The organism is Ciceribacter sp. T2.26MG-112.2 (assembly GCF_900492205.1).
Taxonomy (GTDB): Bacteria; Pseudomonadota; Alphaproteobacteria; order Rhizobiales; family Rhizobiaceae; genus Allorhizobium; species Allorhizobium naphthalenivorans_A.
The window spans coordinates 1-25,614 of the sequence record NZ_UEYQ01000024.1 but is presented as its reverse complement, the minus strand read 5'-3'; the positions used below and the strand labels follow the sequence as shown (position 1 = coordinate 25,614).

Here is a 25,614-nt window from a genome sequence, read left to right as displayed (position 1 = left end):
GGCGGTGATGTCAGGCCAGCTTGGGATAGTTCGTGTAGCCCTCGGCGCCGCCGCCGTAGAAGGTGGCGCGATCCGGCTCGTTCAGGGGTGCATTCTGTCGGAACCGCTCCACCAGGTCGGGATTGGCGATGAACGGCCTGCCGAAGGACACCATGTCTGCGCGGCCGGAAGCCACCGCCTCGATCGCCATGTCCCGCGTATAGCTGTTGTTGACCATCCAGGCAGCCTTGCCGCCCTTGGCATGATAGGCGGCCTTCAGGCCCGCCCAATCGAGGGGCAGATTGTCGCGCGCGCCGCCTGTCGCGCCCTCGATCACGTGGATGAAGGCAAGATCGAAGGCCGCAAGCCTTTCGACGAGATGGTTGAAGAGGGACTGAGGATCCGGATCGGACACGTCGTTGGCCGGCGTGACCGGGGAGATACGGATGCCGGTGCGCTCGGCGCCGATTTCGTTGGCGATGGTCTCTACCACCTCGATCGCGAAGCGGGCGCGGTTCTCGATCGATCCGCCATAGGCGTCGGTCCGGGCGTTGGAACTCGAGCGCAGGAACTGGTCGATCAGGTAGCCGTTGGCGGCGTGGATCTCGACGGCGTCGAAACCGGCATCGATCGCGGCGCGGGCTGCGCGGCGGTAATCGTCAAGGATGCCGGGGATCTCGTCGAGGCCGAGGGCCCGGGGCTCGGAGGTGTCGGCGAAGCCGCCGGTGCCGTCCTCGTTGATGATGTAGGTCTTGGACTTCGCGCGGATGGCGGAGGGGGCGACCGGCTGGCCGCCCTCGGGCTGCAACGAGGTGTGCGATACCCGGCCGACATGCCAGAGCTGGGCTGCGATATGGCCGCCGGCGGCGTGAACCGCGGAGGTGACGCGCTTCCAGCCATCGATCGATTCCGGAAGATAGAGGCCGGGCACCTGGGCATAGCCCTGGCCCTGATGGCTGATCGGCGTGCCTTCGGAAATCAACAGGCCGGCCGAGGCGCGCTGTTCGTAATAGGTGACGTTGAGATCGTTGGGAACGGCGCCTGGCGAACGGTTGCGCGTCAATGGCGCCATGGCAATGCGGTTGGCAAGGGTGAGGTGTCCGATTTTAATCGGATCAAAAAGACTGGTCATGAATATCTCCAGATTGGCCGGCGGATTGGGAGGAGATCGCCGGCCTTAAGCATCTGGGGCGTTACAGAGCCTCATTCAAGGCATCGAAGAACGCGCCGATGACATCTTCGTTACGGCGGTAAAGAACCCACTGGCCGACCCGGGTGGATGAGATCAGGCCGGCCCGCTGCAGCGTGGCGAGATGTGCCGAGACAGTCGACTGCGACAAGCCGCAGCGCTCGAACTGGCCGGCGCTGACGCCGAGTGTCAGAGGCTGGGGCTGGGCGGCAAAATGGCGTTCAGGCTCCTTAAGCCACTTCAGCATTTCAATTCTTGCAGGGTGTGCAAGCGCTTTGAGTGTTTCGTCCAAGTTCATCAGCAGTGATCCGTGTGCGCGTATGCCATTGCACATATGGTAGGAAATCGATGCGTCAACGGACGCGTGAGCGAAAGATCATGAAAAAGTGTCCAATATTGGTACAAGTTTTCCCGTGAAATTTCGCCCGGCCACAGAAGCGGCGGCAGGCACTTCGTTTCATGACAAAAAAAGAGGGCCACCGGATCGCTCCAGGGCCCTTTGAAGTGTGAAGGTCAAAAACCTCCAGAGGGGAACAGCTGCTGCGGTGGAACTGGGAGGAAAAAGCCACCATGTGCATCAGCTGAGTGCGATATGGTGGTTTTTTGTGCAGTGAACAATGCTTTTTTATGCATGTCAGGCATGCATTTGCCGCAGGCCTTAACCTTTTGGTCTGCCGAGCGCGTTCAGAAGTTCCAGTTGCGGGCCTTGGCCACGATGAAATCGCGGAAGGCCTTGAGCTTGGCGGCGTTCTTCATCTCGTCGGGATAGCAGAAATAGGTGTCGAACGACGGCACATCCGCGCTGGTGACCAACTGCAGCAGACCGGGGTCGCGACCGACGATGTAGTCGGGGAGCATGGCGATGCCGATCCCCAGCAGCGCGGCGCGCTTGATCGAGGTCAGGCTGTTGATCTGCAGATGCGGCTGGCGGGGATTGTCCGAGGTGCGGCCGGCCACTTCCAGCCAGTTGACGTCGAGCAGATAGCCCGGCGCGGGCTCCCCGAAGGTGATGATCCGGTGGTTGTCGAGATCCTCGATCGATTGGGGTTCGCCGTAGCGGTTGATATAGGAGGGGGCCGCATAGACGTGCATGTGCACGGTGAACAGCTTGCGCTGGATGAGGTCGGACTGCTGCGGCTGGCGAAGGCGGATGGCGCAGTCGGCATGGCGCATGTTGACGTCCAGTTCCTCGTTGTCGAGGATCAACTGGATCGACATTTCCGGATAGAGCTGGAGAAACTCCTGGATCTTGTCGGTGAGCCATCCCTGGCCAAGGCCGACGGTCGTCGTCACGCGGAGTTTGCCGCTCGGCTTTTCCGTCGTCTCGGTCAGTTGCATCTTGACCGTTTCGAGCTTCAGCAGCACGTCATGGGCGGTGCGATAGAGCAGTTCGCCCTGTTCGGTGAGGATCAGGCCGCGCGCATGCCGGTGAAACAGCTTGACGCCGATGTCCTGCTCGAGCGCGCTGACCTGGCGGCTGATCGCCGACTGGGACAAATGCAGTTTGTCGGCTGCGTGGGTGAACGACCCCGCTTCCGCTGCTGCGTGGAAAATACGCAGCTTGTCCCAATCCAACGGCATGCCGCCCCCTCTCATGATGCTTATTCCGCGGCTTCGGCGCGGACCGGTGCGGCAGACAGGAAGCGTTCGGCCTCGAGCGCCGCCATGCAGCCCATGCCGGCGGCGGTGATTGCCTGGCGATAGATGTCGTCGGTCACGTCGCCGGCCGCAAAGACGCCCTCGACATCCGTCGCGGTCGAATCGGGCGCGGTCCACAGATAGCCGTTGGCTTTCAGCTTGAGCTTGCCCTTGAACAGTTCTACCGCCGGTGCATGGCCGATGGCGACGAACACACCGTCGATCGGCATGTCGGTGATCGCGCCGTTCTGGGTGTCGCGCAGCCTGACGCCCGAGACCGATGGCGGCATGGGCGGCTTGGCCGGCGTACCGGTGATTTCGGCGACCTCGGTGTTCCACATCACGCGGATATTGTCCTTGGCGAACAGGCGCTCCTGCAGGATCTTCTCCGAACGGAACGAGTCGCGGCGATGCACGACCGTGACCGATTTGCAGATATGCGACAGGTAAAGTGCTTCCTCCACCGCCGAATTGCCGCCGCCGACGACGATGACGTCCTTGTTGCGATAGAAGAAGCCGTCGCAGGTGGCGCAAGCCGAGACGCCGAAGCCCTGGAAATGCTGTTCGCTCTCGATGCCGAGCCACTTGGCCTTGGCGCCGGTGGCAATGATCAGCGTGTCGGCGGTCCATACCGTGCCCGAATCGGTGCGGGCGGTGAAGGGCCGGCGCGACAGGTCGACTTCCGTCACCAGGTCGTTGACGATTTCGGCCCCGACATGGGTCGCCTGGTTGAGCATCTGCTCCATCAGCCAGGGGCCCTGGATCGGGTCGGCGAAGCCTGGATAATTCTCGACATCGGTGGTGATCATCAGCTGGCCACCCTGTTCCATCCCGGCGATCAGAACCGGTTTCAGCATGGCGCGAGCGGCATAGATCGCGGCGGTGTATCCGGCCGGGCCGGAACCGATGATCAGCACCTTGGTGTGGCGGGCAGTCATGGCAAGTCCTTTCAAAGCGGGCGAGGGGAAAGGCGATATAAGCTCGCGTGCCGCTTCCTTGAAGGTTCATTTATGATCGGTCTATGCATTTATTCAAGGTCAGCTTTGCAATACCAACAAGGCATTGGAGGGCGCGGCAATTTTTGTGCTCGGCTCGGACAGATTCTTGCCTATTGGCGCGATTCAGCTAGATATCGATCTCCATTCCACGAAAGGTCGATCCGTGTTGAGAGCCGAGCTGGACGCTATTGATCTGAAAATCCTGCGTGAATTGCAGAGCGACGGTCGCATGACCAATGTCGAACTGTCCGAGCGCGTCGGCATTTCCGCGCCGCCGTGCCTGAGAAGGGTGCGCAAGCTCGAAGAGGCGGGCATCATCGAGGGTTATCACGCCATGCTCAACGCGCCGAAGCTCGGATACGACCTGGTCGCCTTCTGCATGATCGGTCTCAAGCACCAGTCGGAGAGCAATCTGAAAGCCTTTGCCGCCGCCACCGACAGCTGGCCAATGGTGCGCCAGGCGTGGATGGTCTCGGGCGACAGCGATTTCCTGCTGCATTGCGTGGCGGAAAACCTGACAAAGTTCCAGGATTTCGTCATCGAGGTGCTGACGGCGAATGAACATGTGCATACCGTGCGCACCATGCTGACGATCCGCCAGGTGAAGAAGGCCGGGCTGGTGGAGATCTGACGCGTGCCGGCGGTTCGGCGTATCGTCAAAGCCGCAACGAAAAACGGCTGTCCATTTCGAGCAGTTGCCGGACCCAGACTTCTTCCGAGCCGAAGTCGTGCGGGGTCGTCTCGCGGGTATGGACGCCCGAAAGCGATAGTCCGTTGAAGAAGTCGAAGCCGTAGAGCTCGACGCTGCGGCAGTTGGACCGCGCCAGAAGATCGATCACCATGGCACCGGTCGAGGGACGGCTGCCGAGCCGGCCGGCCAGCTGCTGGTTGGCCTCCTTCGGGTTCATGAAGACCTGCGGCCAGCGAAACAGCCAGGATGGCAGGCGCTTCAGTTTCGGCGACATCCACAGGATGACCGAGGCCTGGCGAATGTGTGCGACCTCTTGTGGAATGTCGATGCTGGTGGCGATCCAGTCGGTGCGCGTTCCATGCGAGCGGGTGGTGATGATCGGCGCGCGATTGCAGCGGATGACGATGTCATTGGCGTCGATTGCGGCACCATGATCCTTGTCGCGCAGGCTGACCGCGTTTCCGACCAGCGCGACCGACTTGCCATCGAGCAGATGCGTCAGCAGGCGCTCGGACATGAAGCGGGCACGCCTGACCTTCAATGGCTGCAGCAACCGGCCGGGCAGGGCGCGGATTCGGCTTGCTAGCTTCATCCGCTTCAACGCCTTGTCCAGCCGTCGGCTGACCGCCGGTTCCGGTGTCCAACTCAAAAACATAACCTCGTGCGGCTCGACTTCCGGCAGTTGCGTGACCGCGGGGAAATGCCGGGCCAACTGATTGCGCCACCATTCCGGGCGTTCAATCGTGCGATTGACGTTGACGCCGGCGTCATCGAGCGACAGCGAGAATATGGTCGAGACGACGAAGATATGGTGCGTCGCGCCGGCCTTGCGGCTCGCGATCAGGACGTCGAGAGCGGCCGGGTCGGTCTTCTCCAGTTCGTTGAAGGATATGAGAAGGGGGGGCTCCCCCGGTGCTGCCACAGGCGGGGCGGAGGCGATCGGCAGGTCGGCGATTTGCCGGGCCGCAATTCCCTCGCCGTGAAGCGACAGGCTGGATGCTCCGAGCGCTCGGGCGAGGATGTCGATGATCCGGGCATAGGCATTGTTCATCGCGTTCCGGCTCCGGCCTGATGGGACCGTGCCAGTGCCAGCAGACGGTCGAAGAGGTCATGGGCGCCCTCTCGGGCGGCGATGAGGCCGGCCGCGATGATTTCGCGTTCCTGCGTCGTGAAGTCGAAGCGCTGCTGCGCCTCGATGCGCCGTCTCGCCTCGTCGAGGGTGACGATACGCTCGCTGCCGAGACCGAAATCGTTGAGCAGGGCGGCGATTTTCCAGGAGTTCGATTCCAGCGCAAGAAAGGGCGTTCCGGTTGCCAGGCAAAGACACACAGCGTGGAAACGCCCGGTCAGGTGCAGATAGCCGGTCTCGAGGCTTGCGAGAAATCCTGCTTCCGAACGATTGAATTCGGCATGACGATGCCGCAGGCCGAAGGCCCGAGCGTGAAGATCGATATAGGCCTGACGGAGCGCGCGCAAAGGTGCCGGATAGTGCGGCTTGGGTGGCTTGATCGAGGTCAGGATCGGCAGATAGCGCGCGTCGCTGCGCCGGTCGGCAAAGGCCAGCAATTGCCGGCCGATATCGCGATTTACCGAATCGCCGATCAGCAGGCGGTCGCGCGGGCGGGTGGAATGCATCGTTACCGCTCCTTCGGCCAGTGACAGGTCCGGCACGAAGCAGGCCTTGCGGCTGATCGCCTTCTCGACTTCGGCGGCGCTCCACGAATCGCGTGTCGAGATCAGGTCGATCCGGGACAGGCGCGCGTTCCATGTGGACGGATTGTCCTGGTAGACGGCATTGATCAGCGCCACCGGGGTCTTGCCGCGCGCCGGATGGTCAGCCACATCGAGCAGTTTCGATCCCTGCCTGCTGCCATGGTGAAGCGTGCCTTCGCCATTGATGACAATGAGATCGGCCCGGCTCATCGCCTCAAGAAAGGCGGCGTCCCGCGTCCAGTCGTTCCGCACCAGGCTGGTGGCGGCAATATCGATGCCCCTTGACCTGAGGCTTTCTTCAATGACGCGCATGACGCGCATGCAGCCGAAGTGATTGTCGCCACGGGTATCGTTCAATATGACGGCTTTGAGTGGCAAGGGATCGATCTTTCGCGTATGCCGAAACGGCCGGTTTTGCCGGGCCATGCTTGAATTGTGAGGCATTTAGGCCGAGAGCCGAGGGACAATCAAGCGCCATGGCGGCGCGAAGGCCGGGACATTCCGGTCGGGCGGGATGCGGGAGAATAGTGTTGAAACTGAAATCGGAGCGCCCGCTCAAGCGATCCATCGTCAAGCTCGCGGCGACGATCTTCCTCGGCAAGGGCTTTGCGCATGCGCAGAACTGGCTGCCGGGTCTCGTCTTGCACCAGCCGCAGAGTCCGCAGGACACGGGGCGCATTATCTACAAGGGGCAGCCGGTTGGCGGTCTCTCTCACGTCGAGGTGCTGCGCGCGGCCGCCCATGAGGTCGTCCATATCGTCGGCTCGGGCCCCTCGATCTCCGGCGTCGACTTTTCAAAGGTTGGACCAGGGGAGGCCATCCTGCTCAACGGCGCCATCAGCCTGATGGGCGAAGCGATCGCCGCGCCACTGGCGATCGCCGTCGAGGACGAGCGCTTCGTCTGGCGCCATTTTCCATTGATGCGGGACAGGATCGCTGCCGGGACCCTTTGCCTTTTCTCGGTCGGCGTGGTTCGAGCGATTTGCGAGAACGACCGGACCTGGCTCGCCGACAAGCGCGTGGTGCTGATCGACGATCTGCGCAAGCCCTACCGGCTGCGGCGGCGTTCGGACGCGGAGCTCGGGGCACTCGAATTTGCCGTGGTCGATGGTCGGGGTGCCGGTTTCTCGCGCGATCCGTCGCGGGGCGTCTTCCAGGGCGGCTCGGTTGCCGTTTCGGCCGTTCAGTTCGCCGCCTATTGCCGGCCAAGGATCATCGGCCTGTTCGGCATCGACATCACCAATGCCGGCGAGCCGCGCTTTTACGAGACCGCCGGCAATACAGCAGGGTCGGGGATCGCCGGGGCGGCGGGGCGCATCGTTGCCCATTTCGCGCTCGCACGTCGTGTTTGCGCCGAGGACAATATCGAGCTCCTGAATTTCTCGCCGGTCTCCGCGCTGATCGGCGCGGGCTTTCCTTACGATCCGCGCTTCGCCTCGGCAAAGGCCGCGACGGCCTGACCGTGCCGATCGGTGCCGGCAAGGCGGGCGGCGATCATGTCCGGCAGGCGGGGATCGGGATTCTTCAGTTCGCCCTGTAGCAGGAAGACGTTCTGGATGTAGCGGATGACCCGTTCGCGCAGCGCCGCGTCCGGCGACCAGGTGTCGAGCGCGCGAAAAGCTGCCGAGAGTTCAGCGGCATTGCCGGCCTCCAGCACCAATCCCTCGATGTCATAGGGGGCAAGCCCGAGGGTGATGACCTTCTTCTCCAGCAGCACCGATTCAAGGCCGACCGTGGAATTGACCGTGATCACCGCATCGGCGCCTTCGATCAGCGCCTGGGTATCATGGTGGTTGGCGAAATGGATGCGCGGATGGGTCTTCACTTCGGCGCGGATCGACAGCGGGAAGCTCGGATGCTCCTTGATGACGAAATGGCTCTGTCCCTCGGCCTCGGCGAGCCGGAAAATCTCGTCATAGAGGTGGCGCATGTCGCGGATCCAGGGCGAGAGTGCCAGGATCTGCATGTCGCTCGGCACCTGAAAGGGAACGAAGACATAGCGGTCGGGCAGGGTGGCCGGGCCGTCGTCCTTCAATTTCGACTGGCGTTTGACCAATGCGGCGGGCTTTTCGCCCAGTTCGGTGGGGTCGAAGGCACGATAGTAGTCGGCATCGCGCGGCAGGGTGCTCTGATGGTTGATGCCGTGCGGATCGCATTGCAGCGTGGCGGGAAAGAAGCCCTTCTCGAGGAATACCATCTGGCGTTTCCGCCGTGTCGCCACGGCGGCGAGGATCGAATCCGGCATCAGATAACCGTTGAATACGACGATTATTGCCTTCGGGTTCTCATCGAGCCAGCCTGCGAAGGCCGCGGCGATCAGTCGGCACTGGATGCGGGTTGCCCGGCGATAGAAGAAGACGACCAGCGGGTTGGAGAAGACGGCGCGAAAGCGGATCTGCCGGCGTTTGAGGTTGCGCTCGGCCAGCTCGGCTATCACCGGGTCGCCGTCGCCGGAAACGGTTCGCAGCAGACCCGCAACGCCATCCCGACGCAGGACCGCCTTCGCCGCGCTCCTCAGGTCGGACGGCAGGGCGGCGACGCGGCCTTGAAAGCTCGACACGAAGCCGCGCATGTGGCTGGTGCGGCAAACGATGAAATCCCTGTCGCCCATGGCCCTGTCCGTCATTTGTCGTCGAGAAGCCGGTTATAGACCGTCTCGAGAGCCGACGCCTCCCGCACCAAGGCAAAATTCTCCACCACATGGGTGCGCCCGCGCCTTCCTGCTTCGATTGCCTCGGCCGCATTGGCGAGATAGCCCGCGATCGCATCGCGCAGGCGCGCATAGTCGCCGGCTGGAACGACCTTGCCGGTGATATCCTCGACGATCAACTCCGCATACGCGCCGGCATCGCTGGCGACGGAAGCCGTGGCCGACGCCATGGCTTCCAGCGGGGTGAGGCCGAAGCCTTCATTGCGCGACGGCGCGACATAGAGGGTCAGCCGGCGATACCAAGGCCTGATATCGTCCACCTCGCCGAGAAAGACGATGCGCGACGACAATTCGGCCTTGGCGATGTCGGCCTTGAGCTGGTCGGCGAAACCCTGGTTCTCGGCCGTGATCCGGCCGCTGATCACCGCGGTCCAGTCGGGATAGCGGGGCAGAAGTTCGATCATGGCGCGGACGAAGAGGTCCGTGCCCTTCTGGTGGCGGACGCGGCCGAAGCAGCCGACCAGATACCTGCCCGGCAGACCGGTCGCGGCGATGGTGTCATCGGCGCTTTCTCCCGGATGAAAACGGTCGATGTCGATGCCGTGACGGATCACGCTATGCGCCACCTTGAGGAAGGAGCCGGAGCGGGCGCTGGTGGCGACCACCGCATCCATCCTCGAAATCAGCCAGCGGGTGTAGCCGGTATGATGCCGCTGCGCCGCCGAGGTAAACAGCAGCTTCAGCGGCATGCGTAATGCGTCGCGCAACAGCCAGCCGAACAGCATCTCGTTGTTGCGGCGGGCGTGCCAGACGCGGTATTTCGCGGATTTCGGTCGCCGCCAAAGCGCCGGCAATTGCGCCCAGGCCATTTTCGGCAAATCGGCCGGCAGGCCGGGGCCGAGCGTGACGATGCCGCGCCCGAGCCGTCGTTGCTCGGGAATGAGCTGAACGACGGTCGAGGTCACGCCGGAAAGGCGCCGCTTGAAATGCGGCGCGATCACCGTGATGTCGTCAAGGGGAGGCAAGGGCCAGAGCCTTCCGGGCCAGATCAGCCCCAGTTGACCGCGAGGATTTCGTAGGCCTTGGAGCCGCCGGGGGCGACGACCTCGATATTGTCGCCGACTTCCTTGCCGATGAGGGCGCGGGCGATGGGCGAGGAGATGGAGATGCGACCCTGCTTGACGTCGGCTTCCTGGTCGCCGACGATCTGGTAGGTCTTTTCCTCTTCCGTGTCCTCGTCGACCAGCTTGACGGTCGCGCCGAACTTGATCGTGGAGCCGGACATCTTCGAAAGGTCGATGACCTCGGCGCGGGCGATCAGGTCCTCCAGTTCGCCGATCCGGCCTTCGTTATGGCTCTGGGCTTCCTTGGCGGCGTGATACTCGGCGTTTTCGGAAAGGTCGCCATGGGCGCGCGCTTCGGCGATCGCCTCGATGATGCGGGGCCGTTCTTCCTGCTGGCGCCAACGCAGTTCCTCGTTCAGCTTGACAAAGCCGCTCTGAGTCATCGGTACCTTTTCAACCATGTCATCTTCCTTCGCATTTCATGCCCGCATGGCGCTGGACATAAAAGAAAACAGGTCCCGAAGCGAAGCCCCGGAACCAGTTCAAATCAACGATCTGCAAACTATAGCAGATTGGTTGTCGCAATTTCCAGAGATTTAATTCTGCCCCCCGGCCGAGGGTTCCGGCGCCACGTTGAAAATTGCTCCCCAGGCTTCGACCCTGTACCGGCTGGGAAGATTTACGGGGCGATAGGGGCCGCCGGCGGGCGCTCCGTTCAGTCGGTCGACCACCGACTGGTGGATGAGGGCATCCTGCGGGATGAATCGCGGATCGGACAGCGGCAGATAGATTCCGCCGCCCTTGCCGCCGCGACGCCACGAGGAGGAGGGAACACGGCGCGGCAGCATTTCGACTGCGCGCCAGGCGAGGTTCATCGAATCCTGCGGCTGCGCCATCGCATCCGGTTTGACGTAGGTCTTCTTGTCATTCTTGCCGAGAACGATCTCGTTGACGGTGCGGGTCGAATAGTCGAGCCCCATGGGCTTTGTCTCCTCGATCATCCAGGCCAGCGGCACCTTGATCAGGGCGCTTTCCTGTTCCGGCGACCCACCGCCGACATCACCGTGCACGCCGGTGAACCAGACTTCCTTTATGTCCTGCGGCACCGCCGGCCGGTCCTTCGGCGGGAAAGGGCTGCCCCAGAACGGCTGGTCCGGCGTCCAGGGCTCCGGCCGGAACATGGTGCGCCGCTCGTCGATTGCCACGGCATGACGGACGGCCCGGACGCTTGGATTGCGGTGGGTGAAGGGATGGGTCTTCAGCGTCAGGCCGATCTTGCCGGATTCGATGACCGAGGCGACGGTGTCGAACAGGCCGAGCAGTTCGATCGCTGGACGATGGCCTTTCAACGTGCGCTCGTAGATGCGCATGTCGGCAAAGGCTGATCGTCCTTCGTCATCGCCGCTTCCGGAACTGTCGACGGGCGGCGCCTTGTGGTCGGAAATGCCCTTGTAGGTCCGGTAGGCATAGTCGATCAGGTTGAGTTGCTCCGGACGGATCAGGCCGAGGCTGTGAATGAATCCGGCGAGAACCCGCGCCGTGTAGGCGCCCCGGCTGAAGCCGAAGAGATAGAGGCGGTCGTCCTCGCCGATCCTCTTGCCTTTCTTGTCCCGCGGCGCGGCCTGGTAGTTCTCGACGATGAAGCGATAGGCCTGCTTGACGTTGGCGTCGATGCCCCAGCCGGTGGCCAGGCCCCAGATCTCGACCGTCTTGCGCCAACCGTGCGACCAGGCGTTGTCCGCGCCGAAGGTACCGACGCCGGGATCATAGTAGACGATCTGTTCGTCGGTGCGCCTGAGCGTGCCGAATAGGCGCAGGATATTGGTGCGGTCGGCGGCGATCTCGTTCGAGGTTCCGTCGAACAGAAGAACGATGTTCTTGCCCATGGTCTGCCCCGTCATCGTGACCGACGAAGGCTATCACAGGCATGCCGTCTCTGCAATTTTAGGTCGAGCTTGCGGTCGTTGACGTGAACGCCGGAACGCTTCGGCACATGTACGGCCGGTCGCGATGATCGCCGGCGACGTCACATGCAGGGCGGCGGAGACGATCAGCCGCTTGAAGCCGTGGACAGCCCCAGGACCCTCTCCAGCCTGTCGAAGTTCTGCTCGTTGGCGTAGGCGATGAACTGCTTGAACTGGATATTCTCCTCGTTCGGCTCCATCAGCATGCGCCAGGACAGCCGGGTGCCGCCATTCTCCGGCTGGAAATCCATTTCCAGCGTGAAGACATGGATCGGGTCGTGGTGCAGGAAGACGATGCGCTCGGGCGCTACGACCTCCTGGAAGGTGGAATGGTTGAGGAATTCCGCCCCTTCCTCGGTTCTCATCAGGATCACCCAGCGGCCGCCGGGCTTGAGGTCGAACTCATGGATCTCGTTGGTGAAGCCGTCCGGACCCCACCAAGCGGTGAGCTTGGCCGGATCGGCAAAGGCGTCGAACAGGGTTGCCGGGTCAACGCCGAAGAGGCGGTCGTTGAGGATTTCTGTCTTCTCAATCATTTTGGTGCTTTTCGATCGAGGAACGCCGTGATGATACGGACTTCTTCTTCGTCTTTCTAGCCGATTGCCCGCAAAACCGACCGGCGCATTCCGGGATGCGCTGGTAGCGTCTTTCCGTTGGTGGTCCGGAAGGGCCTGCTTCCCGCCAGTCCGGATCACGCAAGGTCCGCTCGATCCAAGCCGTATCGAGCTGCCGCTCCACTATCACCATCTGCGAATGGGCGGTGAAACGGAGCGGCTTGTTCATCGTTCCCCTCAGAAATAGCTCTGCAGCGGGCGAACTTCGAGCTGGCCCTTCTTCAAGGCCTGGATGGCTTCCGCCGCGGCGAGTGCGCCGGCCATGGTGGTGTAGTAGGGCACCTTCTGCATCAGGGCGGCGCGGCGCAGCGACTTGGAATCCGAGATCGCCTTGTTCGAGTCGGTCGTGTTGATGACCAGCTGGACCTGCCGGTTGCGGATGGCGTCCTCGATATGCGGGCGGCCTTCCAGAACCTTGTTGATCTTGATCGCCTCGATGCCCTGTTCGGCGAGGAAGCGCTGGGTGCCGCCGGTCGCCATTACCTTGAAGCCGATTTCGGTCAGGAGCTTGATGGCGGGCAGGACGCGGACCTTGTCCTCGTCGCGGACCGAGACGAAGACCGTTCCGTCACGCGGCAGTTCGACGCCGGCGCCGAGCTGGCTCTTGGCAAAGGCCAGCGCGAAATCAGTGTCGAGACCGATGACTTCGCCGGTCGAGCGCATTTCCGGGCCGAGCAGCGTGTCGACGCCGGGGAAGCGGGCAAACGGGAAGACGGCTTCCTTGACGGCGATGTGCTTGAGGTTGCGCGGGTCGGGCTTGGCGCCATAGGCGGCAATCGCCGCATCGAGCTTTTCGCCGGTCATGATGCGGGCGGCGATCTTGGCGATCGGCGCGCCGATGGTCTTGGCGACGAAGGGCACGGTGCGCGAGGCGCGTGGGTTGACTTCGAGAACGTAGATCGTGCCGTCCTTGATGGCATACTGCACGTTCATCAGGCCGCCGACGTTGAGCGCCTTGGCCATGGCCTTGGTCTGGCGCTCGAGTTCGTCGAGGGTCTCCTTGGACAGCGAGCGGGACGGCAGCGAGCAGGCCGAGTCGCCCGAATGGATGCCGGCTTCCTCGATATGCTCCATGATGCCGGAGACGAAGACGTCGGTGCCGTCGCACAGCGCATCGACGTCGACTTCAATGGCGTTGGTCAGGTAGCTGTCGAACAGCAGCGGGTTCTTGCCGAGCAGGGTATTGATCTGGCCGGTCTTGTCGTTCGGATAGCGCTGCTTGATGTCTTCCGGCACAAGGCCGGGAACTGTGTCGAGCAGGTAGCTCTGCAGCATGCTCTCATCGTGAATGATCTGCATGGCGCGGCCGCCGAGCACGTAGGACGGGCGCACGACCAGCGGGAAGCCGATCTCGGAGGCGACCAGTCGGGCCTGCTCGACCGAATAGGCGATGCCGTTGTTCGGCTGGTTGAGGTCGAGCTTCATCAGAAGCTTCTGGAAGCGGTCGCGATCTTCGGCAAGATCGATCATGTCGGGCGCCGTGCCGAGGATCGGGATGCCGTTCTTTTCCAGCGCCTCGGCGAGCTTCAGCGGGGTCTGGCCGCCGAACTGGACGATGACACCGACCAGTTCGCCCTTTTCCTGCTCGGCACGCATGATCTCGATTACGTCTTCCGCCGTCAGAGGCTCGAAATAGAGGCGATCCGAGGTATCGTAGTCGGTCGAGACGGTTTCCGGGTTGCAATTGACCATGATCGCTTCAAAGCCGGCATCCTTCAGTGCGAAGGCGGCATGGCAGCAGCAATAGTCGAACTCGATGCCCTGGCCGATACGGTTCGGACCGCCGCCGAGGATCACGACTTTCTTCCGGTCGGAGACTTGAGCCTCCGAGCGAAGCTCGCCGACGAAGGGCGTTTCATAAGTCGAATACATGTAGGCGGTCGGCGAGGCGAATTCGGCGGCGCAGGTATCGATGCGCTTGAACACCGGGCGCACGTTTAGCGCGTTGCGGATTTCGGCCACTTCCTTCGGGCGCTTGCCGGTGAGGCTGGCAAGCCGGGCGTCGGAGAAGCCCATGGCTTTCAGCATGCGCAGGTTCTCGGCGTCTTCCGGCAGGCCGTGCTCGCGGATGCGCGCTTCCATGTCGGTGATCGCCTTCAGCTGGGCGATGAACCACGGGTCGATCTTGCAGCCCTCGTGCACTTCTTCCGGCGACATGCCGAGGCGCAGCGCCTGGGCGACCATGCGCAGGCGATCGGGCGTCGGCGTGCCGATCGCGGCGCGGATGGCGTTCTTGTCGTCGCTCTCCCCAAGGCCGGGGATCTCGATTTCGTCGAGGCCGGTCAGGCCGGTTTCGAGGCCGCGCAGCGCCTTTTGCAGGCTCTCGGCGAAGGTGCGGCCGATGGCCATGACCTCGCCGACCGACTTCATCGCGGTCGTCAGCGTCGGCTCGGCGCCGGGGAACTTTTCAAAGGCGAAACGCGGGATCTTGGTGACGACATAATCGATCGACGGCTCGAACGAGGCCGGGGTGGCGCCGCCGGTGATGTCGTTTTCCAGTTCGTCCAGCGTGTAGCCGACGGCAAGCTTGGCGGCGACCCGGGCGATCGGGAAGCCGGTGGCCTTCGATGCGAGTGCCGACGAGCGCGACACGCGCGGGTTCATCTCGATGACGACGAGGCGGCCGTCCTTCGGGTTGACGGCGAACTGGACGTTCGAGCCGCCGGTCTCCACCCCGATCTCGCGCAGAACCGCGATCGAGGCGTTCCGCATCATCTGGTATTCCTTGTCGGTCAAGGTCAGTGCCGGCGCAACCGTGATCGAGTCGCCCGTGTGCACGCCCATGGGATCGATGTTCTCGATCGAGCAGATGATGATGCAGTTGTCCGCCTTGTCGCGGACGACTTCCATTTCATATTCCTTCCAGCCGAGCACCGATTCCTCGATCAGCACCTCGGTGGTCGGCGAGGCGTCGAGGCCCGAGCCGATGATCTCGAAGAATTCCGAGCGGTTGTATGCAATGCCGCCGCCGGTGCCGCCCATGGTGAAGGACGGACGGATGATCGCCGGAAGGCCGACGACGTCGAGCGCCTGGGCGGCGATTGCCATGGCATGGCTCATGTAGCGCTGCTTGCGGTCGCTCTCTCCAAGGTTCCACTGGTTTTCCAGCTCGTCAAGCGCCTTGTCGAGTTCTGCGCCGGACAGGCGGGCCTTGAGATCGTTGCGGGCTGCCTCGTGGGTCTTGCGGTCGGCGTCCTTGATGTCGGTGGCATTGGCCAGCATCGACTTCGGGGTTTCGAGGCCGATCTTGGCCATGGCCTCGCGGAACAGCGCGCGGTCCTCGGCCTTGTCGATGGCCGCCGGCTTGGCGCCGATCATCTCGACATTGTAGCGGTCAAGCACCCCCATGCGTTTCAGGGAGAGTGCGGTGTTGAGCGCCGTCTGGCCGCCCATGGTCGGCAGCAGCGCGTCCGGACGCTCCTTGGCGATGATCTTGGCGACGACTTCGGGAGTGATCGGTTCGACGTAAGTTGCGTCGGCCAGGCCCGGATCGGTCATGATGGTCGCGGGGTTGGAATTGACCAGGATGACCCGGTAGCCTTCCTCCTTCAACGCCTTGACGGCTTGCGTGCCCGAATAGTCGAATTCGCAAGCCTGGCCGATGACGATCGGCCCCGCGCCGATGATGAGGATGGACTTGATATCTTGGCGCTTGGGCATGGTCACATTCCGCTTTTCAGGCTGCGCGAAAAGCCGGCCAGGGTGATGATTTCACCGGCCGGGCGCAAACAGGGTCTTTGAAGGCTAGAAGCGGCTTATAGGGAAATGTTGATCGAAGCGGAACCCCGAAATTGACGATTCCGACAGGAATCTTCCGGGGCGCGGCAAAGCCGGATCTCAGGTGTGAGCGTTGTTGCGGACGGCCGCATTGCCATGGGGTGGCGCCATGCTACTGTCGCTCGGGGGATGCCGAGGGAAGGGGAAGACGTGCTCGAAGACTACAGGGAATTTGACGGCCTTGCTCTGGCCGGACTCGTGCGGCGCGGCGAGGTGAGTGCGCCCGAGCTTGTCGAAACCGCAATCGCTGCGATTGAAAGGCTGAACCCAACGCTCAATGCCGTGATCCGGCCGATGTTCGACGAGGCGCGGCGCGCTGCTGCGGGGCCTATCGGCGACGGACCGTTTGCCGGCGTGCCCTTCCTGCTGAAGGACCTGCTGTCGCAGGTCGCCGGCATTCCGACCTCGCAAGGCAACCGGCTCTGGGCCAAGATCCCGGCCTCCGGCGACAACGAATTGGTGACGCGCTGGAAGCGGGCCGGCCTGATCATTCTCGGCAAGACCAATACGCCGGAATTCGGGCTGACGCCCTATACCGAGCCGGAGACTTTTGGCCCGACCCGCAATCCCTGGGACCTGACGCGAACGCCGGGCGGTTCGTCCGGCGGTTCGGCGGCGGCGGTTGCTTCGGGCATGGTGCCGCTCGCCTCCGGCGGCGACGGCGGCGGCTCGATCCGCATCCCGGCCTCGGCTTGCGGCCTGTTCGGGATGAAGCCGACACGCGGAAGAACCCCTGTCGGCCCCTTTATCGGCGAGGCCTGGTCCGGCTTTGCCGGCGAGCATGTGCTGACCCGGTCGGTGCGCGATTCCGCCGCCATGCTCGACGCCACCCATGGGTCCGACATCGGCAATCCGCATCCGCTGCCGGAGTTTCGCGGATCGTGGCTCGAGGCAGTTGGACGCGCGCCGAAGCGGCTGCGGATCGCGGTGTCCTGCGAACCGATGCTCGGCAAGGCGGTCGCCCCGGAGGTTCGCGCGGCCTTCGCCGAGACGGTCCGCCTGCTTGAAGAACTGGGGCACGAGGTGGTGGAGGCGGCACCCCCGGTCGAGCGCGAGCGGTTCTCGCTCGCTTTCCTGACGGTTCTGGCCGCCGAACTGCGGGCCGACATCGAGTTTATCGCCGAGTTGAGCGGTGTCCGGGTGCGGCCTCAGGATTTCGATGCGTCGTCCTTCGGCCTCGGTCTGCTCGGCCAGGCTTTCTCCGCCGCAGAACTGGCCGCGGCGCTGCGCTACCTGAAGCTTTCGGCACGATCGGTGCTCGGCTTCTTCGAGACCCACGACGTGCTGATGACGCCGGTTCTCTCCAGCCTGCCGGTCAAGATCGGCGCGCTCCAGCCGAAACCGTTCGAAAAGAAGCTGATCCGCTTCATGGGGCATATCCATGGCGGGTCGCTGCTGAAGAAGCTCGGCATTGCCGACCAGCTCGCCGCGCAGACCTTCGAATTCATCCCCTGGACCCCGGTGTTCAACGTCACCGGCCAACCGGCCATGTCGGTACCGCTCAACTGGTCGCCCAAGGGGCTGCCGATCGGCATGCACTTCGTCGGACGCTTTGCCGACGAGGAGACCCTGTTCAACCTCGCCGGCGAATTGGAGCGGGCGCGGCCCTGGAAGGATCGACGCCCGCCGGTATAAGGCCGGTGGATCTTTGGGAAACGCCCGGGTCGTGAAACCACCGGGACGGTGAAAGCGTAGTGGTTGCACTACGCCCGGCGTGATTGCCGGGCTTTCCCATGGAGCCGCCGATGATCATTGTTCACTATCTCGAAAATTCCCGCGCCCATCGCATCCTTTGGCTGCTCGAAGAACTCGGCGTTCCTTACGACATCAATGTTTATCGACGTGGAGGCGACATGCGGGCGCCGGAAAGCCTCAAGGCTGTCCATCCGCTCGGCAAGTCGCCGGTGATCGAAGATGACGGCAGGGTGATCGCGGAAAGCGGCGCGATCATCGAATACCTGATCGAAACCTATGGCGGGGATGCGCTGCGCCCGCCAGCGGGAACCGACGAGCGGCTGCGTTACAGCTATTTCCTGCACTATGCCGAGGGATCGGCCATGCCGCTGCTGGTCATGAAGCTGATTTTCTCGAAGCTGCCGAGCCAGGTGCCGTTGTTGTTGCGACCGATCGCTTCGCTGATCGCCAAGGGCGTGGGCGCCAAGTTCCTCGATCCTCAACTCCAGGATCACGTTGCCTTCTGGGAAAGCGAACTTGGCCGGGACGGATACTTCGCTGGTGCTGCCTTTTCCGCGGCCGACATCGCCATGAGCTTTCCGATCGAGGCCGCCATGTCGCGCATCGATGGGGCGAAAGAGCAGACTGCGCCGGCGATCCGCCGCTATCTCGCGGCGATCCGCGCCCGGCCGGCATACCGGCGCGCGCTGGAACGCGGCGGGGCCTATGACTACGCCGCGACCTGAGCTCTGGGCGGGTCGGTCGGTCAGGCCGCCTCTAATTTCCATGGCCGGTCGGAACGCTTTGCTTTATGAAGTGTTTCAAGCCGCAGGCATATGTGACGGAGAGGAACCGCATCATGGAATGGAAGGGTCGGCGTCAGTCGGACAATATCGAGGATCGGCGCGGCACGTCCGTCGGCCGCGGCGGAATGGGTCGCAATCCGTTCGGCCGCTCCGGCATCCAGATCCCGATGGGCAGCGGCCGTCGAGGCGGCGGTTTGAGCATTGGCACGATCATTTTTCTGGTGGTCATCTACTTCGTGCTCAAGATGATGGGCATCGACATGCTGCAGATGCTGGGCGAGGGCACGGCGCCGCCGTCCGGTTATGAGCAGTCGACGGGCGAGCGCCCGACCACACCCGCAGCCGACGAGATGACGGCCTTCGTCCGCACCGTGCTTGCCGAGACCGAGGACACCTGGAACGGCATCTTCCAGTCGGAAGGCCAGACCTATGCCGAGCCGACGCTCGTGCTGTTCTCCGGCCAGGTCAGCTCCGCTTGCGGCTTTGCATCGTCGGCGACCGGGCCGTTCTATTGCCCGGGCGACCGCAAGGTTTACCTGGACACCGAATTCTTCACGCAGTTGCAGCAGCAGTTCGGCGCGTCAGGCGACTTTGCCGAAGCCTATGTCATTGCCCATGAGATCGGCCATCACGTGCAGAACCTGACGGGCGTGCTTCCGAAGTTCAACCAGCTGCGCAAGCAGATGAGCGAAGTCGAAGCAAACCAGATGTCGGTGCGCGTCGAATTGCAGGCCGATTGCTATGCCGGGATCTGGGCGAGCTATACCGAACAGAAGGGCCTGCTCGAGGCCGGTGACCTCGAAGAGGCGCTCAATGCCGCCCACCAGATCGGCGACGACACGCTGCAGAAGCGCAGCCAGGGCTATGTCGTGCCCGACAGCTTCAACCATGGTACCTCGGCGCAGCGGGCGAAATGGTTCAAGCGCGGCTTTGAAAGTGGCGAAGTCTCGTCCTGCGACACGTTTTCCGGCTCGATCTGAGGCGTCTTTTCAGCTTCCATAAGGCTTTGTGATCGATCGACGATATTTTCTGCACTAAGCCGCTGCGGCTTGCTCCCGCGGCGGCTTTCTTCTATCCAGGGTCTACACGCCGCTCGCCAGCAATCTCTGGAAGCGGCTTTTTTCGTCTTGGATCGTATCATGTCTCGCCATTTTGCACCCGTTGGACCAGGCAGTCAGGCCAAAAGCTGGGCCTCGCACATTCGCGCGACGCTTGCGCTCGGCATCCCGTTGATCGGCGCGCAGCTCGCACAGCTCGGCATCCACACCACGGACGTGGTGATCGTCGGACAGCTCGGCGCGCAGTCGCTGGCGGCCATGGTCCTGTCGGGCCAGTTCTTCTTTACGATCTTCATCTTCGGGTCGGGTTTCTCCATTGCCGTGGTGCCGATGGTGGCGCAGGCCTTTGGCCGAGGCGACGTCGTTTCCGTCCGGCGGGCGATCCGCATGGGTATGTGGGTTTCGATCGGCTACACCCTCTTGACCGCGCCGCTGTTCTTCAATGCCGAGCCGATCCTCCTGATGCTCGGACAGAAACCCGAAGTCGCGGCGCTTGCTGCCGACTATGTGATGATCGTGCAGTTCGGCCTCTTGCCGGCCCTGCTCTTCGCCGTGCTTCGGGCCCTGGTCAGCGCGATCGGCCGGGCCGGGATCATCCTCTACGTCACGCTGGCCGTGCTTCTGATGAATGCGGTGCTGGCCTATGCGCTGGTGCTCGGCCATTTCGGCCTGCCTCGGCTCGGGATGATCGGTGCCGCGATCGTCGCGGTGATCGTGCAGTGGGCGAGTTTCCTGTTCATGGTCGCCTATATCGAGACGCGCGAGCAGACGCGCCGCTACGAGCTGTTTGTCCGTTTCTGGCGGCCGGACTGGCATGCCCTGTGGGAAGTGGTGCATCTCGGCCTGCCGATCAGTATCACGGTTCTGGCGGAGGTCAGCCTGTTTACCGCCGCCTCGCTGATGATGGGCAAGATCGGTACGATCGAGCTTGCAGCCCACGGCATCGCGCTTCAGCTCGCCTCGATCGCCTTCATGATCCCGCTCGGCTTGTCGCAGGCGGCAACGGTCAGGATCGGCGTGGCTCATGGACGGGGAGATTATCCGGACCTGATGCGGGCCGCTTATGCCGTGTTGGTGATCGCCAGCGCGATCGCCATTGCCGGCGGACTGCTGTTCTACCTGATGCCGCGGACGCTCAGCAGCGCCTTCATCAACGCGACCACGCCGGAGGCCGCGGCCGTGCTCGACTTTGCCGTGCCGCTCGTCGTGATCGCCGGCATTTTCCAGCTGGTGGATGGATTGCAGGCAATTGCCAGCGGCCTCTTGCGCGGGTTGAAGGATGCCCGCATCCCGATGGTGATGGCGCTGGTCTCCTATTGGCCGATCGGCTTCTTCCTCGCCTGGGTCATGGCCTTTCCGCTCGGGCTCGGCGGCATCGGCATCTGGCTCGGCTTCCTGATCGGCCTGATGAGTGCGGCGCTGCTGCTCTGCCTGCGCTTCTTCCACAAGGTGCGCTTTGAAATGAAAACGGCCCGGGTCTGACCGGGCCGCATCTTCGATTTCTAATGTGAGAGTCGGATCAGCGCTCTGCGAGTGCCGGCTCACCCTTCGTCTCGCGCACCATGTTGATGAAGCGGCGGAAGAGATAGTGGCTGTCCTGCGGACCGGGCGAAGCCTCCGGATGGTGCTGCACCGAAAAGACCGGCTTGCCGGCGAGCCGCAGGCCGCAGTTGGAGCCGTCGAACAGCGAAACGTGAGTCTCTTCAACGCCTTCTGGCAGCGACTTCGAATCCACCGCGAAGCCGTGGTTCATCGAGACGATCTCGACCTTGCCGGTGGTGAAGTCCTTCACCGGATGATTGGCGCCGTGGTGGCCCTGGTGCATCTTTTCGGTCTTGCCGCCGAGCGCCAGGCCCAGCATCTGGTGGCCGAGGCAGATGCCGAACAGCGGCTTGTCAGCCTTGATGAGGTTCTGGATGACCGGAACGGCATATTCGCCGGTTGCCGCCGGATCGCCCGGGCCGTTCGACAGGAAGATGCCGTCCGGATTGAGGGCGAGGATGTCTTCGGCGCTGGTTGATGCCGGGACGACGGTTACCTTGCAGTCGAGGCCGGCAAACAGGCGCAGGATGTTGCGCTTCACGCCAAAATCGACGCAAACGATGTGGTACTTGGCATCCGCCGGTCCGAGCGTCGAAAAGCCTTCGTTCCAGACCCACGGCTTCTCGTTCCAGGTGGATGACTGACCGGATGTGGCGACCTTGGCGAGGTCGAGGCCGACGAGGCCGCTCCACGCCTTGGCGTCCGCCTTCAGTGCGTCGATGTCGAAGACGCCGTTCGGGTCATGGGCGATCACCGCATTCGGCGCGCCGTGCTCGCGGATCCAGGCGGTGAGCGCCCGGGTATCGACGCCGCAAAGGCCGATGATGCCGCGGGCCTTCAGCCAGGCGTCGAGATGCTTGACCGCGCGGTAGTTCGACGGGTCGGTGATGTCGGCCTTGAAGATCACGCCGACCGCGCCGTGGCGTGCCGCCGGCGTCAGGTCCTCGATGTCTTCGTCATTGGTGCCGACATTGCCGATATGCGGGAAGGTGAAGGTTACGATCTGGCCGAGATAGGAGGGGTCGGTCAGGATTTCCTCGTAACCGGTCAGCGCCGTGTTGAAGCAGACTTCGGCCTGGACCTTGCCGGTGGCGCCGATCCCGTGGCCTTCAATGACGGTGCCGTCGGCGAGAACGAGAAGCGCGGTCGGCTTGCGGGTGGTCCAGGGGGCTGTCGAGGTCATGTTCGTTCCTTGTCCGGCCGAGGCCGCCGATCCCTTGAAGAACCGGAGGTCACGCGCCATTTATGATCGCAGATCAAGGTCGCGCAGCAAAGCGCGCGCTTTTCCCCTGATTTCAATTTTCGTGCAGGTGCCGGAAAATAGACGGATCGATCCGCAAGGTCAATTCGTTGCTGTGGAAAGCGTGGAATTTAGCCCCATGTATTTCAATGGGTTGTCTAATTGATTTGCGCAGTGCGGCAGGGCTGGGTATGAGTCCGGCCGAAATGACAAGGAAAAGCCACAATTGGCGAAGCCCGCAGGCCGGCTGTTCCATGGAGATTGAAGAGATGATGCGCGACAGACTTACCGACGTTATGAAGGAATCGCTGAAGGCGAAGGACGTACGCCGCACCTCGACCGTGCGGCTGATCCAGACCGCGATCAAGGATCGCGACATCGCCAATCGCGGTGTCGGCAAGGATCCGGTGACCGACGACGAGATCATGCAGATCCTGATGAAGATGATCAAGCAGCGCGACGAATCGGCGCAAATCTATGCCGATAACGGCAGGCCCGAGCTTGCCGAGCAGGAGCGCCAGGAAATCTGCATCATCAAGAGCTTCATGCCGGAGCAACTGCCGGAGGAGAAGGTGCGCGAGCTTTGCGCTTCGGTGATCACCGAAACCGGGGCGCAAGGGCTGCGCGACATGGGCAAGTGCATGAACACGCTGAAGGAGCGCTATCCCGGTCAGATCGATTTCGCCAAGGCCTCTGGCGTTGTTAAGGATCTGTTGAAGTAGGCTGGCCCCGCATTGGTCTGCATTACAGCAAAAGGCAGCACCCGCGTGCTGCCTTCTGTATTTCAGACCTTCGAAAAGAGTCGCGGCCTAGATATCGGAGTGCTAGTCCTTGCCGATCGGCTGGGCCAACATATTGGCGGTGCCGCTTACTTTACCTGCCAGGAAGAGACGGCATCATCGTAGTCGCCGGCCAGTTTCTCGATGCTTGCGGCTGTCTCCATGCACGAGCCGCCATAGTTGCCATCCGTGCAGATCTTTACCGTCACACCGCCTGCAATCTTGATCGAGGAGATCCGGTTGTCCCAGCCTTGGCCGATGGTCTTTGCATGCGTTCCGCCCGTCGTGCAGAACTTTTCGCCCTTGTAGCCCGCATCTTCATAGAAACAGGCGTGGGCGGCAGCCGTTTCTGCTGCGGCCGAAGTGGCTGCCGTTACGACGGTATCCGGCCCGGTGCCGTCATCGGAATTCTGGTTCTGGTTCTGGTTGGTGTTCTGGTTGGTGTTCTGATTGGTATTCTGGTTGTTGTTCTGGTTGCCGCTTTGATTGTTGTTCTGGTTCTGGTTCTGGTTCTTTGCGATCTGCACAAAAGCGGATGCTGCGCGGGAATTCTGTTCCGAATCCGTCAGCGGAGCGGCCACCAGGGGCTGGGCAACCAGTGCGATTGCCGCGCTGGACAAAAGACAGAATCTGTTCATGGGTGATCCTCCGATATTTTTGCTGATGTGCATCGCTTACCAACCATTGATCCGCGCGCAAAAGTAATCTGCATCTTCAACGACGACGGCGCATTGATCTTTGTCAATTCGTTCGGTCGGGCGGCGTATCGAGCCGGGGCATTCTGTTTGCCGTGAACCGGTTCGGCTGTGAATATTGGGCACTGTTGATTGGAGCGATGGCTTTTGCCTCGGAGGCGGCCTATAGCGGACCATCAATCACAAGGGACATGATGCGTTTTTCCAACGACTTTCTCGACGAGATACGCGACCGCGTGCCGATTTCCGCGGTGGTCGGTCGACGTGTGACTTGGGATCGCAAGAAGACCAATGTGTCGCGCGGGGACTATTGGGCCTGCTGCCCGTTCCACGGCGAAAAAAGCCCGAGCTTTCACTGCGAGGACCGCAAGGGACGCTACCACTGTTTCGGTTGCGGCGTTTCCGGCGACCATTTCCGCTTTCTCACCGATCTCGAGGGGCTGAGCTTTCCCGAAGCGGTGCAGCAGATCGCCGACATGGCCGGTATCGCCATGCCGAAGGCCGATCCGCAAGCCGAGCGGCGCGAGAAGGAACGCACCACGCTGCAGGACGTCATGGAAATGGCGACGCAGTTCTTCCAGGATCAGTTGCAGACGGCGAGCGGCGCCAGGGCGCGGGCCTATCTGCGCGAACGCGGGCTTTCGGGGCGGACGATCGAAACCTTCCGCCTCGGCTATGCGCCGGAGAGCCGCAACGCGCTTAAGGAATATCTGGCCGGCAAGGGTGTGCCGAAGGAGCAGATCGAGGCCTGCGGCCTGGTGCGGCACGGGCCGGACATTCCCGTCTCCTACGATTATTTCCGCGACCGTATCATGTTCCCGATCCTGTCCTCGCGCGACAAGGTGATCGCGTTTGGCGGCCGGGCGATGGCGCCCGATGCCATGGCCAAATACATGAACTCGCCGGAGACCGAGCTCTTTCACAAGGGCAATGTGCTCTTCAATTTCTCCCGCGCCCGTCGCGCGCTCCAGGGCGCCGCCGGCGCCGATACGATCATCGCGGTCGAAGGCTACATGGATGTCATCGCGCTCCACCAGGCCGGCATCGAGAACGCCGTTGCGCCGCTCGGCACGGCGCTCACCGAAAACCAGCTCGACCTGATGTGGAAGATGACGCCGGTGCCGGTGCTTTGCTTTGACGGCGACGGTGCCGGTCAGCGGGCGGCGTTCCGTGCCGTCGACCTGGCGTTGCCGCATCTGAAGCCGGGCCGGTCGGTCCGCTTCGCCATGCTGCCGGACGGCAAGGATCCGGATGATCTCGTCAAGCAGGATGGACGCGCGCCGTTCGACAAGGTGCTGTCCGAGGCCAGGCCGCTCGCGGAGATGCTGTGGGTGCGCGAGGCCGGCGGCGGGCAGTTCGACACGCCGGAAAAGCGCGCCGAGCTTGAGGCGCGGATGAAGCAGGTGGTTGCCGTGATCGCCGACGAAAACGTCCGCCGGCACTACCAGCAGGATGTCCGCGACCGGCTGAATGCCTTCTTCCAGCCGAACCAGGCGGCGCGCAACGAGCGTCGCGGCGGTTTCGAGCCGGGCAATCGCGGTGG

23 protein-coding genes are annotated in these 25,614 nt (G+C 62.8%); 8 read left to right on the top strand and 15 right to left on the bottom strand.

Annotation, left to right across the window (positions count from 1 at the left end; translation table 11 throughout):
• Window positions 1-10: 10 nt before the first annotated feature.
• The 4 genes from DYZ14_RS20530 to trxB all read right to left on the bottom strand — a co-directional run bounded on the left by DYZ14_RS20530 (window position 11) and on the right by trxB (window position 3,744).
• Window positions 11-1,111, bottom strand: a complete 1,101-nt coding sequence (locus tag DYZ14_RS20530) for an alkene reductase (protein WP_154722420.1) — start codon at window positions 1,109-1,111, stop codon at window positions 11-13.
• Between the two features lie 61 nt (window positions 1,112-1,172).
• Window positions 1,173-1,466, bottom strand: coding sequence for an ArsR/SmtB family transcription factor (locus tag DYZ14_RS20525; RefSeq protein WP_154722419.1), 294 nt, complete (start codon window positions 1,464-1,466; stop codon window positions 1,173-1,175).
• A gap of 386 nt (window positions 1,467-1,852) precedes the next feature.
• Window positions 1,853-2,749: a LysR family transcriptional regulator VtlR gene (locus DYZ14_RS20520; RefSeq protein WP_115671670.1), complete on the bottom strand. Its 897-nt coding sequence runs from the start codon at window positions 2,747-2,749 to the stop codon at window positions 1,853-1,855.
• A 20-nt stretch (window positions 2,750-2,769) separates the two neighbouring features.
• On the bottom strand, window positions 2,770-3,744 hold the full coding sequence (trxB, locus tag DYZ14_RS20515) for a thioredoxin-disulfide reductase (protein WP_154722418.1): 975 nt from the start codon (window positions 3,742-3,744) through the stop codon (window positions 2,770-2,772).
• A 223-nt stretch (window positions 3,745-3,967) separates the two neighbouring features.
• On the opposite strand from trxB, the gene DYZ14_RS20510 reads away from it, so the two are divergent.
• Window positions 3,968-4,435: an Lrp/AsnC family transcriptional regulator gene (locus tag DYZ14_RS20510; RefSeq protein ID WP_154722417.1), complete on the top strand. Its 468-nt coding sequence runs from the start codon at window positions 3,968-3,970 to the stop codon at window positions 4,433-4,435.
• A gap of 25 nt (window positions 4,436-4,460) precedes the next feature.
• Here the strand turns inward: DYZ14_RS20510 and DYZ14_RS20505 are convergent, their stop codons facing one another.
• Complete coding sequence (locus DYZ14_RS20505; RefSeq protein ID WP_154722416.1) at window positions 4,461-5,546, bottom strand: glycosyltransferase family 29 protein; 1,086 nt, start codon at window positions 5,544-5,546, stop codon at window positions 4,461-4,463.
• The gene (locus DYZ14_RS20500) at window positions 5,543-6,586 is read right to left on the bottom strand and encodes a polysaccharide pyruvyl transferase family protein (RefSeq protein WP_195950057.1); all 1,044 of its coding nucleotides are present in this window, start codon (window positions 6,584-6,586) and stop codon (window positions 5,543-5,545) included. The genes DYZ14_RS20505 and DYZ14_RS20500 overlap by 4 nt, the downstream gene beginning before the upstream one ends.
• Window positions 6,587-6,744: 158 nt before the next feature.
• On the opposite strand from DYZ14_RS20500, the gene DYZ14_RS20495 reads away from it, so the two are divergent.
• Window positions 6,745-7,668 carry a glycosyl transferase gene (locus DYZ14_RS20495; RefSeq protein ID WP_154722445.1) on the top strand — a complete coding sequence of 308 codons (924 nt, stop codon included), beginning with the start codon at window positions 6,745-6,747 and terminating at the stop codon, window positions 7,666-7,668.
• Here the strand turns inward: DYZ14_RS20495 and DYZ14_RS20490 are convergent.
• From DYZ14_RS20490 to carB, 7 genes are all read right to left on the bottom strand, one after another.
• A complete protein-coding gene (locus tag DYZ14_RS20490) occupies window positions 7,626-8,819 on the bottom strand; it encodes a capsular polysaccharide export protein, LipB/KpsS family (RefSeq protein ID WP_195950055.1) in 1,194 nt (397 codons plus the stop codon). The two genes, DYZ14_RS20495 and DYZ14_RS20490, sit on opposite strands and share 43 nt — an antisense overlap.
• Window positions 8,820-8,830: 11 nt before the next feature.
• The gene (locus DYZ14_RS20485) at window positions 8,831-9,883 is read right to left on the bottom strand and encodes a glycosyltransferase family 4 protein (protein WP_154722413.1); all 1,053 of its coding nucleotides are present in this window, start codon (window positions 9,881-9,883) and stop codon (window positions 8,831-8,833) included.
• Between the two features lie 23 nt (window positions 9,884-9,906).
• Entirely contained in the window at window positions 9,907-10,383 is a 477-nt protein-coding gene (gene greA / locus DYZ14_RS20480; protein WP_154722412.1) for a transcription elongation factor GreA, read from the bottom strand.
• Window positions 10,384-10,518: 135 nt separating this feature from the next.
• Complete coding sequence (locus tag DYZ14_RS20475; protein ID WP_154722411.1) at window positions 10,519-11,808, bottom strand: T6SS phospholipase effector Tle1-like catalytic domain-containing protein; 1,290 nt, start codon at window positions 11,806-11,808, stop codon at window positions 10,519-10,521.
• A gap of 164 nt (window positions 11,809-11,972) precedes the next feature.
• Window positions 11,973-12,422, bottom strand: coding sequence for an SRPBCC domain-containing protein (locus tag DYZ14_RS20470; protein ID WP_154722410.1), 450 nt, complete (start codon window positions 12,420-12,422; stop codon window positions 11,973-11,975).
• Window positions 12,415-12,669 carry a DUF4258 domain-containing protein gene (locus DYZ14_RS20465; RefSeq protein WP_154722409.1) on the bottom strand — a complete coding sequence of 85 codons (255 nt, stop codon included), beginning with the start codon at window positions 12,667-12,669 and terminating at the stop codon, window positions 12,415-12,417. Before DYZ14_RS20465 ends, DYZ14_RS20470 begins: the two co-directional genes overlap by 8 nt.
• An 8-nt stretch (window positions 12,670-12,677) precedes the next feature.
• Window positions 12,678-16,160 (bottom strand): carbamoyl-phosphate synthase large subunit, encoded by a 3,483-nt coding sequence (gene carB / locus DYZ14_RS20460; RefSeq protein ID WP_154722408.1) that lies wholly within the window; start codon window positions 16,158-16,160, stop codon window positions 12,678-12,680.
• 183 nt (window positions 16,161-16,343) lie between these two features.
• Here carB and DYZ14_RS20455 point away from each other — a divergent pair, with 183 nt between their 5' ends.
• From DYZ14_RS20455 to DYZ14_RS20440, 4 genes are all read left to right on the top strand, one after another.
• Window positions 16,344-17,912: an amidase gene (locus DYZ14_RS20455; RefSeq protein WP_232365621.1), complete on the top strand. Its 1,569-nt coding sequence runs from the start codon at window positions 16,344-16,346 to the stop codon at window positions 17,910-17,912.
• A gap of 110 nt (window positions 17,913-18,022) precedes the next feature.
• A complete protein-coding gene (locus DYZ14_RS20450; RefSeq protein WP_154722407.1) occupies window positions 18,023-18,697 on the top strand; it encodes a glutathione S-transferase family protein in 675 nt (224 codons plus the stop codon).
• Between the two features lie 113 nt (window positions 18,698-18,810).
• Entirely contained in the window at window positions 18,811-19,737 is a 927-nt protein-coding gene (ypfJ, locus tag DYZ14_RS20445; protein ID WP_154722406.1) for a KPN_02809 family neutral zinc metallopeptidase, read from the top strand.
• Between the two features lie 159 nt (window positions 19,738-19,896).
• The gene (locus DYZ14_RS20440) at window positions 19,897-21,297 is read left to right on the top strand and encodes an MATE family efflux transporter (protein WP_154722405.1); all 1,401 of its coding nucleotides are present in this window, start codon (window positions 19,897-19,899) and stop codon (window positions 21,295-21,297) included.
• Window positions 21,298-21,334: 37 nt separating this feature from the next.
• Here DYZ14_RS20440 and carA read toward each other — a convergent pair whose 3' ends face one another.
• Window positions 21,335-22,540, bottom strand: a complete 1,206-nt coding sequence (carA, locus tag DYZ14_RS20435) for a glutamine-hydrolyzing carbamoyl-phosphate synthase small subunit (protein WP_154722404.1) — start codon at window positions 22,538-22,540, stop codon at window positions 21,335-21,337.
• 326 nt (window positions 22,541-22,866) lie between these two features.
• On the opposite strand from carA, the gene DYZ14_RS20430 reads away from it, so the two are divergent.
• On the top strand, window positions 22,867-23,319 hold the full coding sequence (locus DYZ14_RS20430) for a GatB/YqeY domain-containing protein (RefSeq protein WP_115671719.1): 453 nt from the start codon (window positions 22,867-22,869) through the stop codon (window positions 23,317-23,319).
• Window positions 23,320-23,465: 146 nt separating this feature from the next.
• Here DYZ14_RS20430 and DYZ14_RS20425 read toward each other — a convergent pair whose 3' ends face one another.
• On the bottom strand, window positions 23,466-24,047 hold the full coding sequence (locus DYZ14_RS20425; RefSeq protein ID WP_154722403.1) for a peptidase inhibitor family I36 protein: 582 nt from the start codon (window positions 24,045-24,047) through the stop codon (window positions 23,466-23,468).
• Between the two features lie 218 nt (window positions 24,048-24,265).
• Between DYZ14_RS20425 and dnaG the strand changes: the two genes are divergently transcribed.
• Window positions 24,266-25,614, top strand: a 1,349-nt coding sequence (gene dnaG, locus DYZ14_RS20420; RefSeq protein WP_154722402.1) for a DNA primase, incomplete at its 3' end; no start/stop codon positions are given.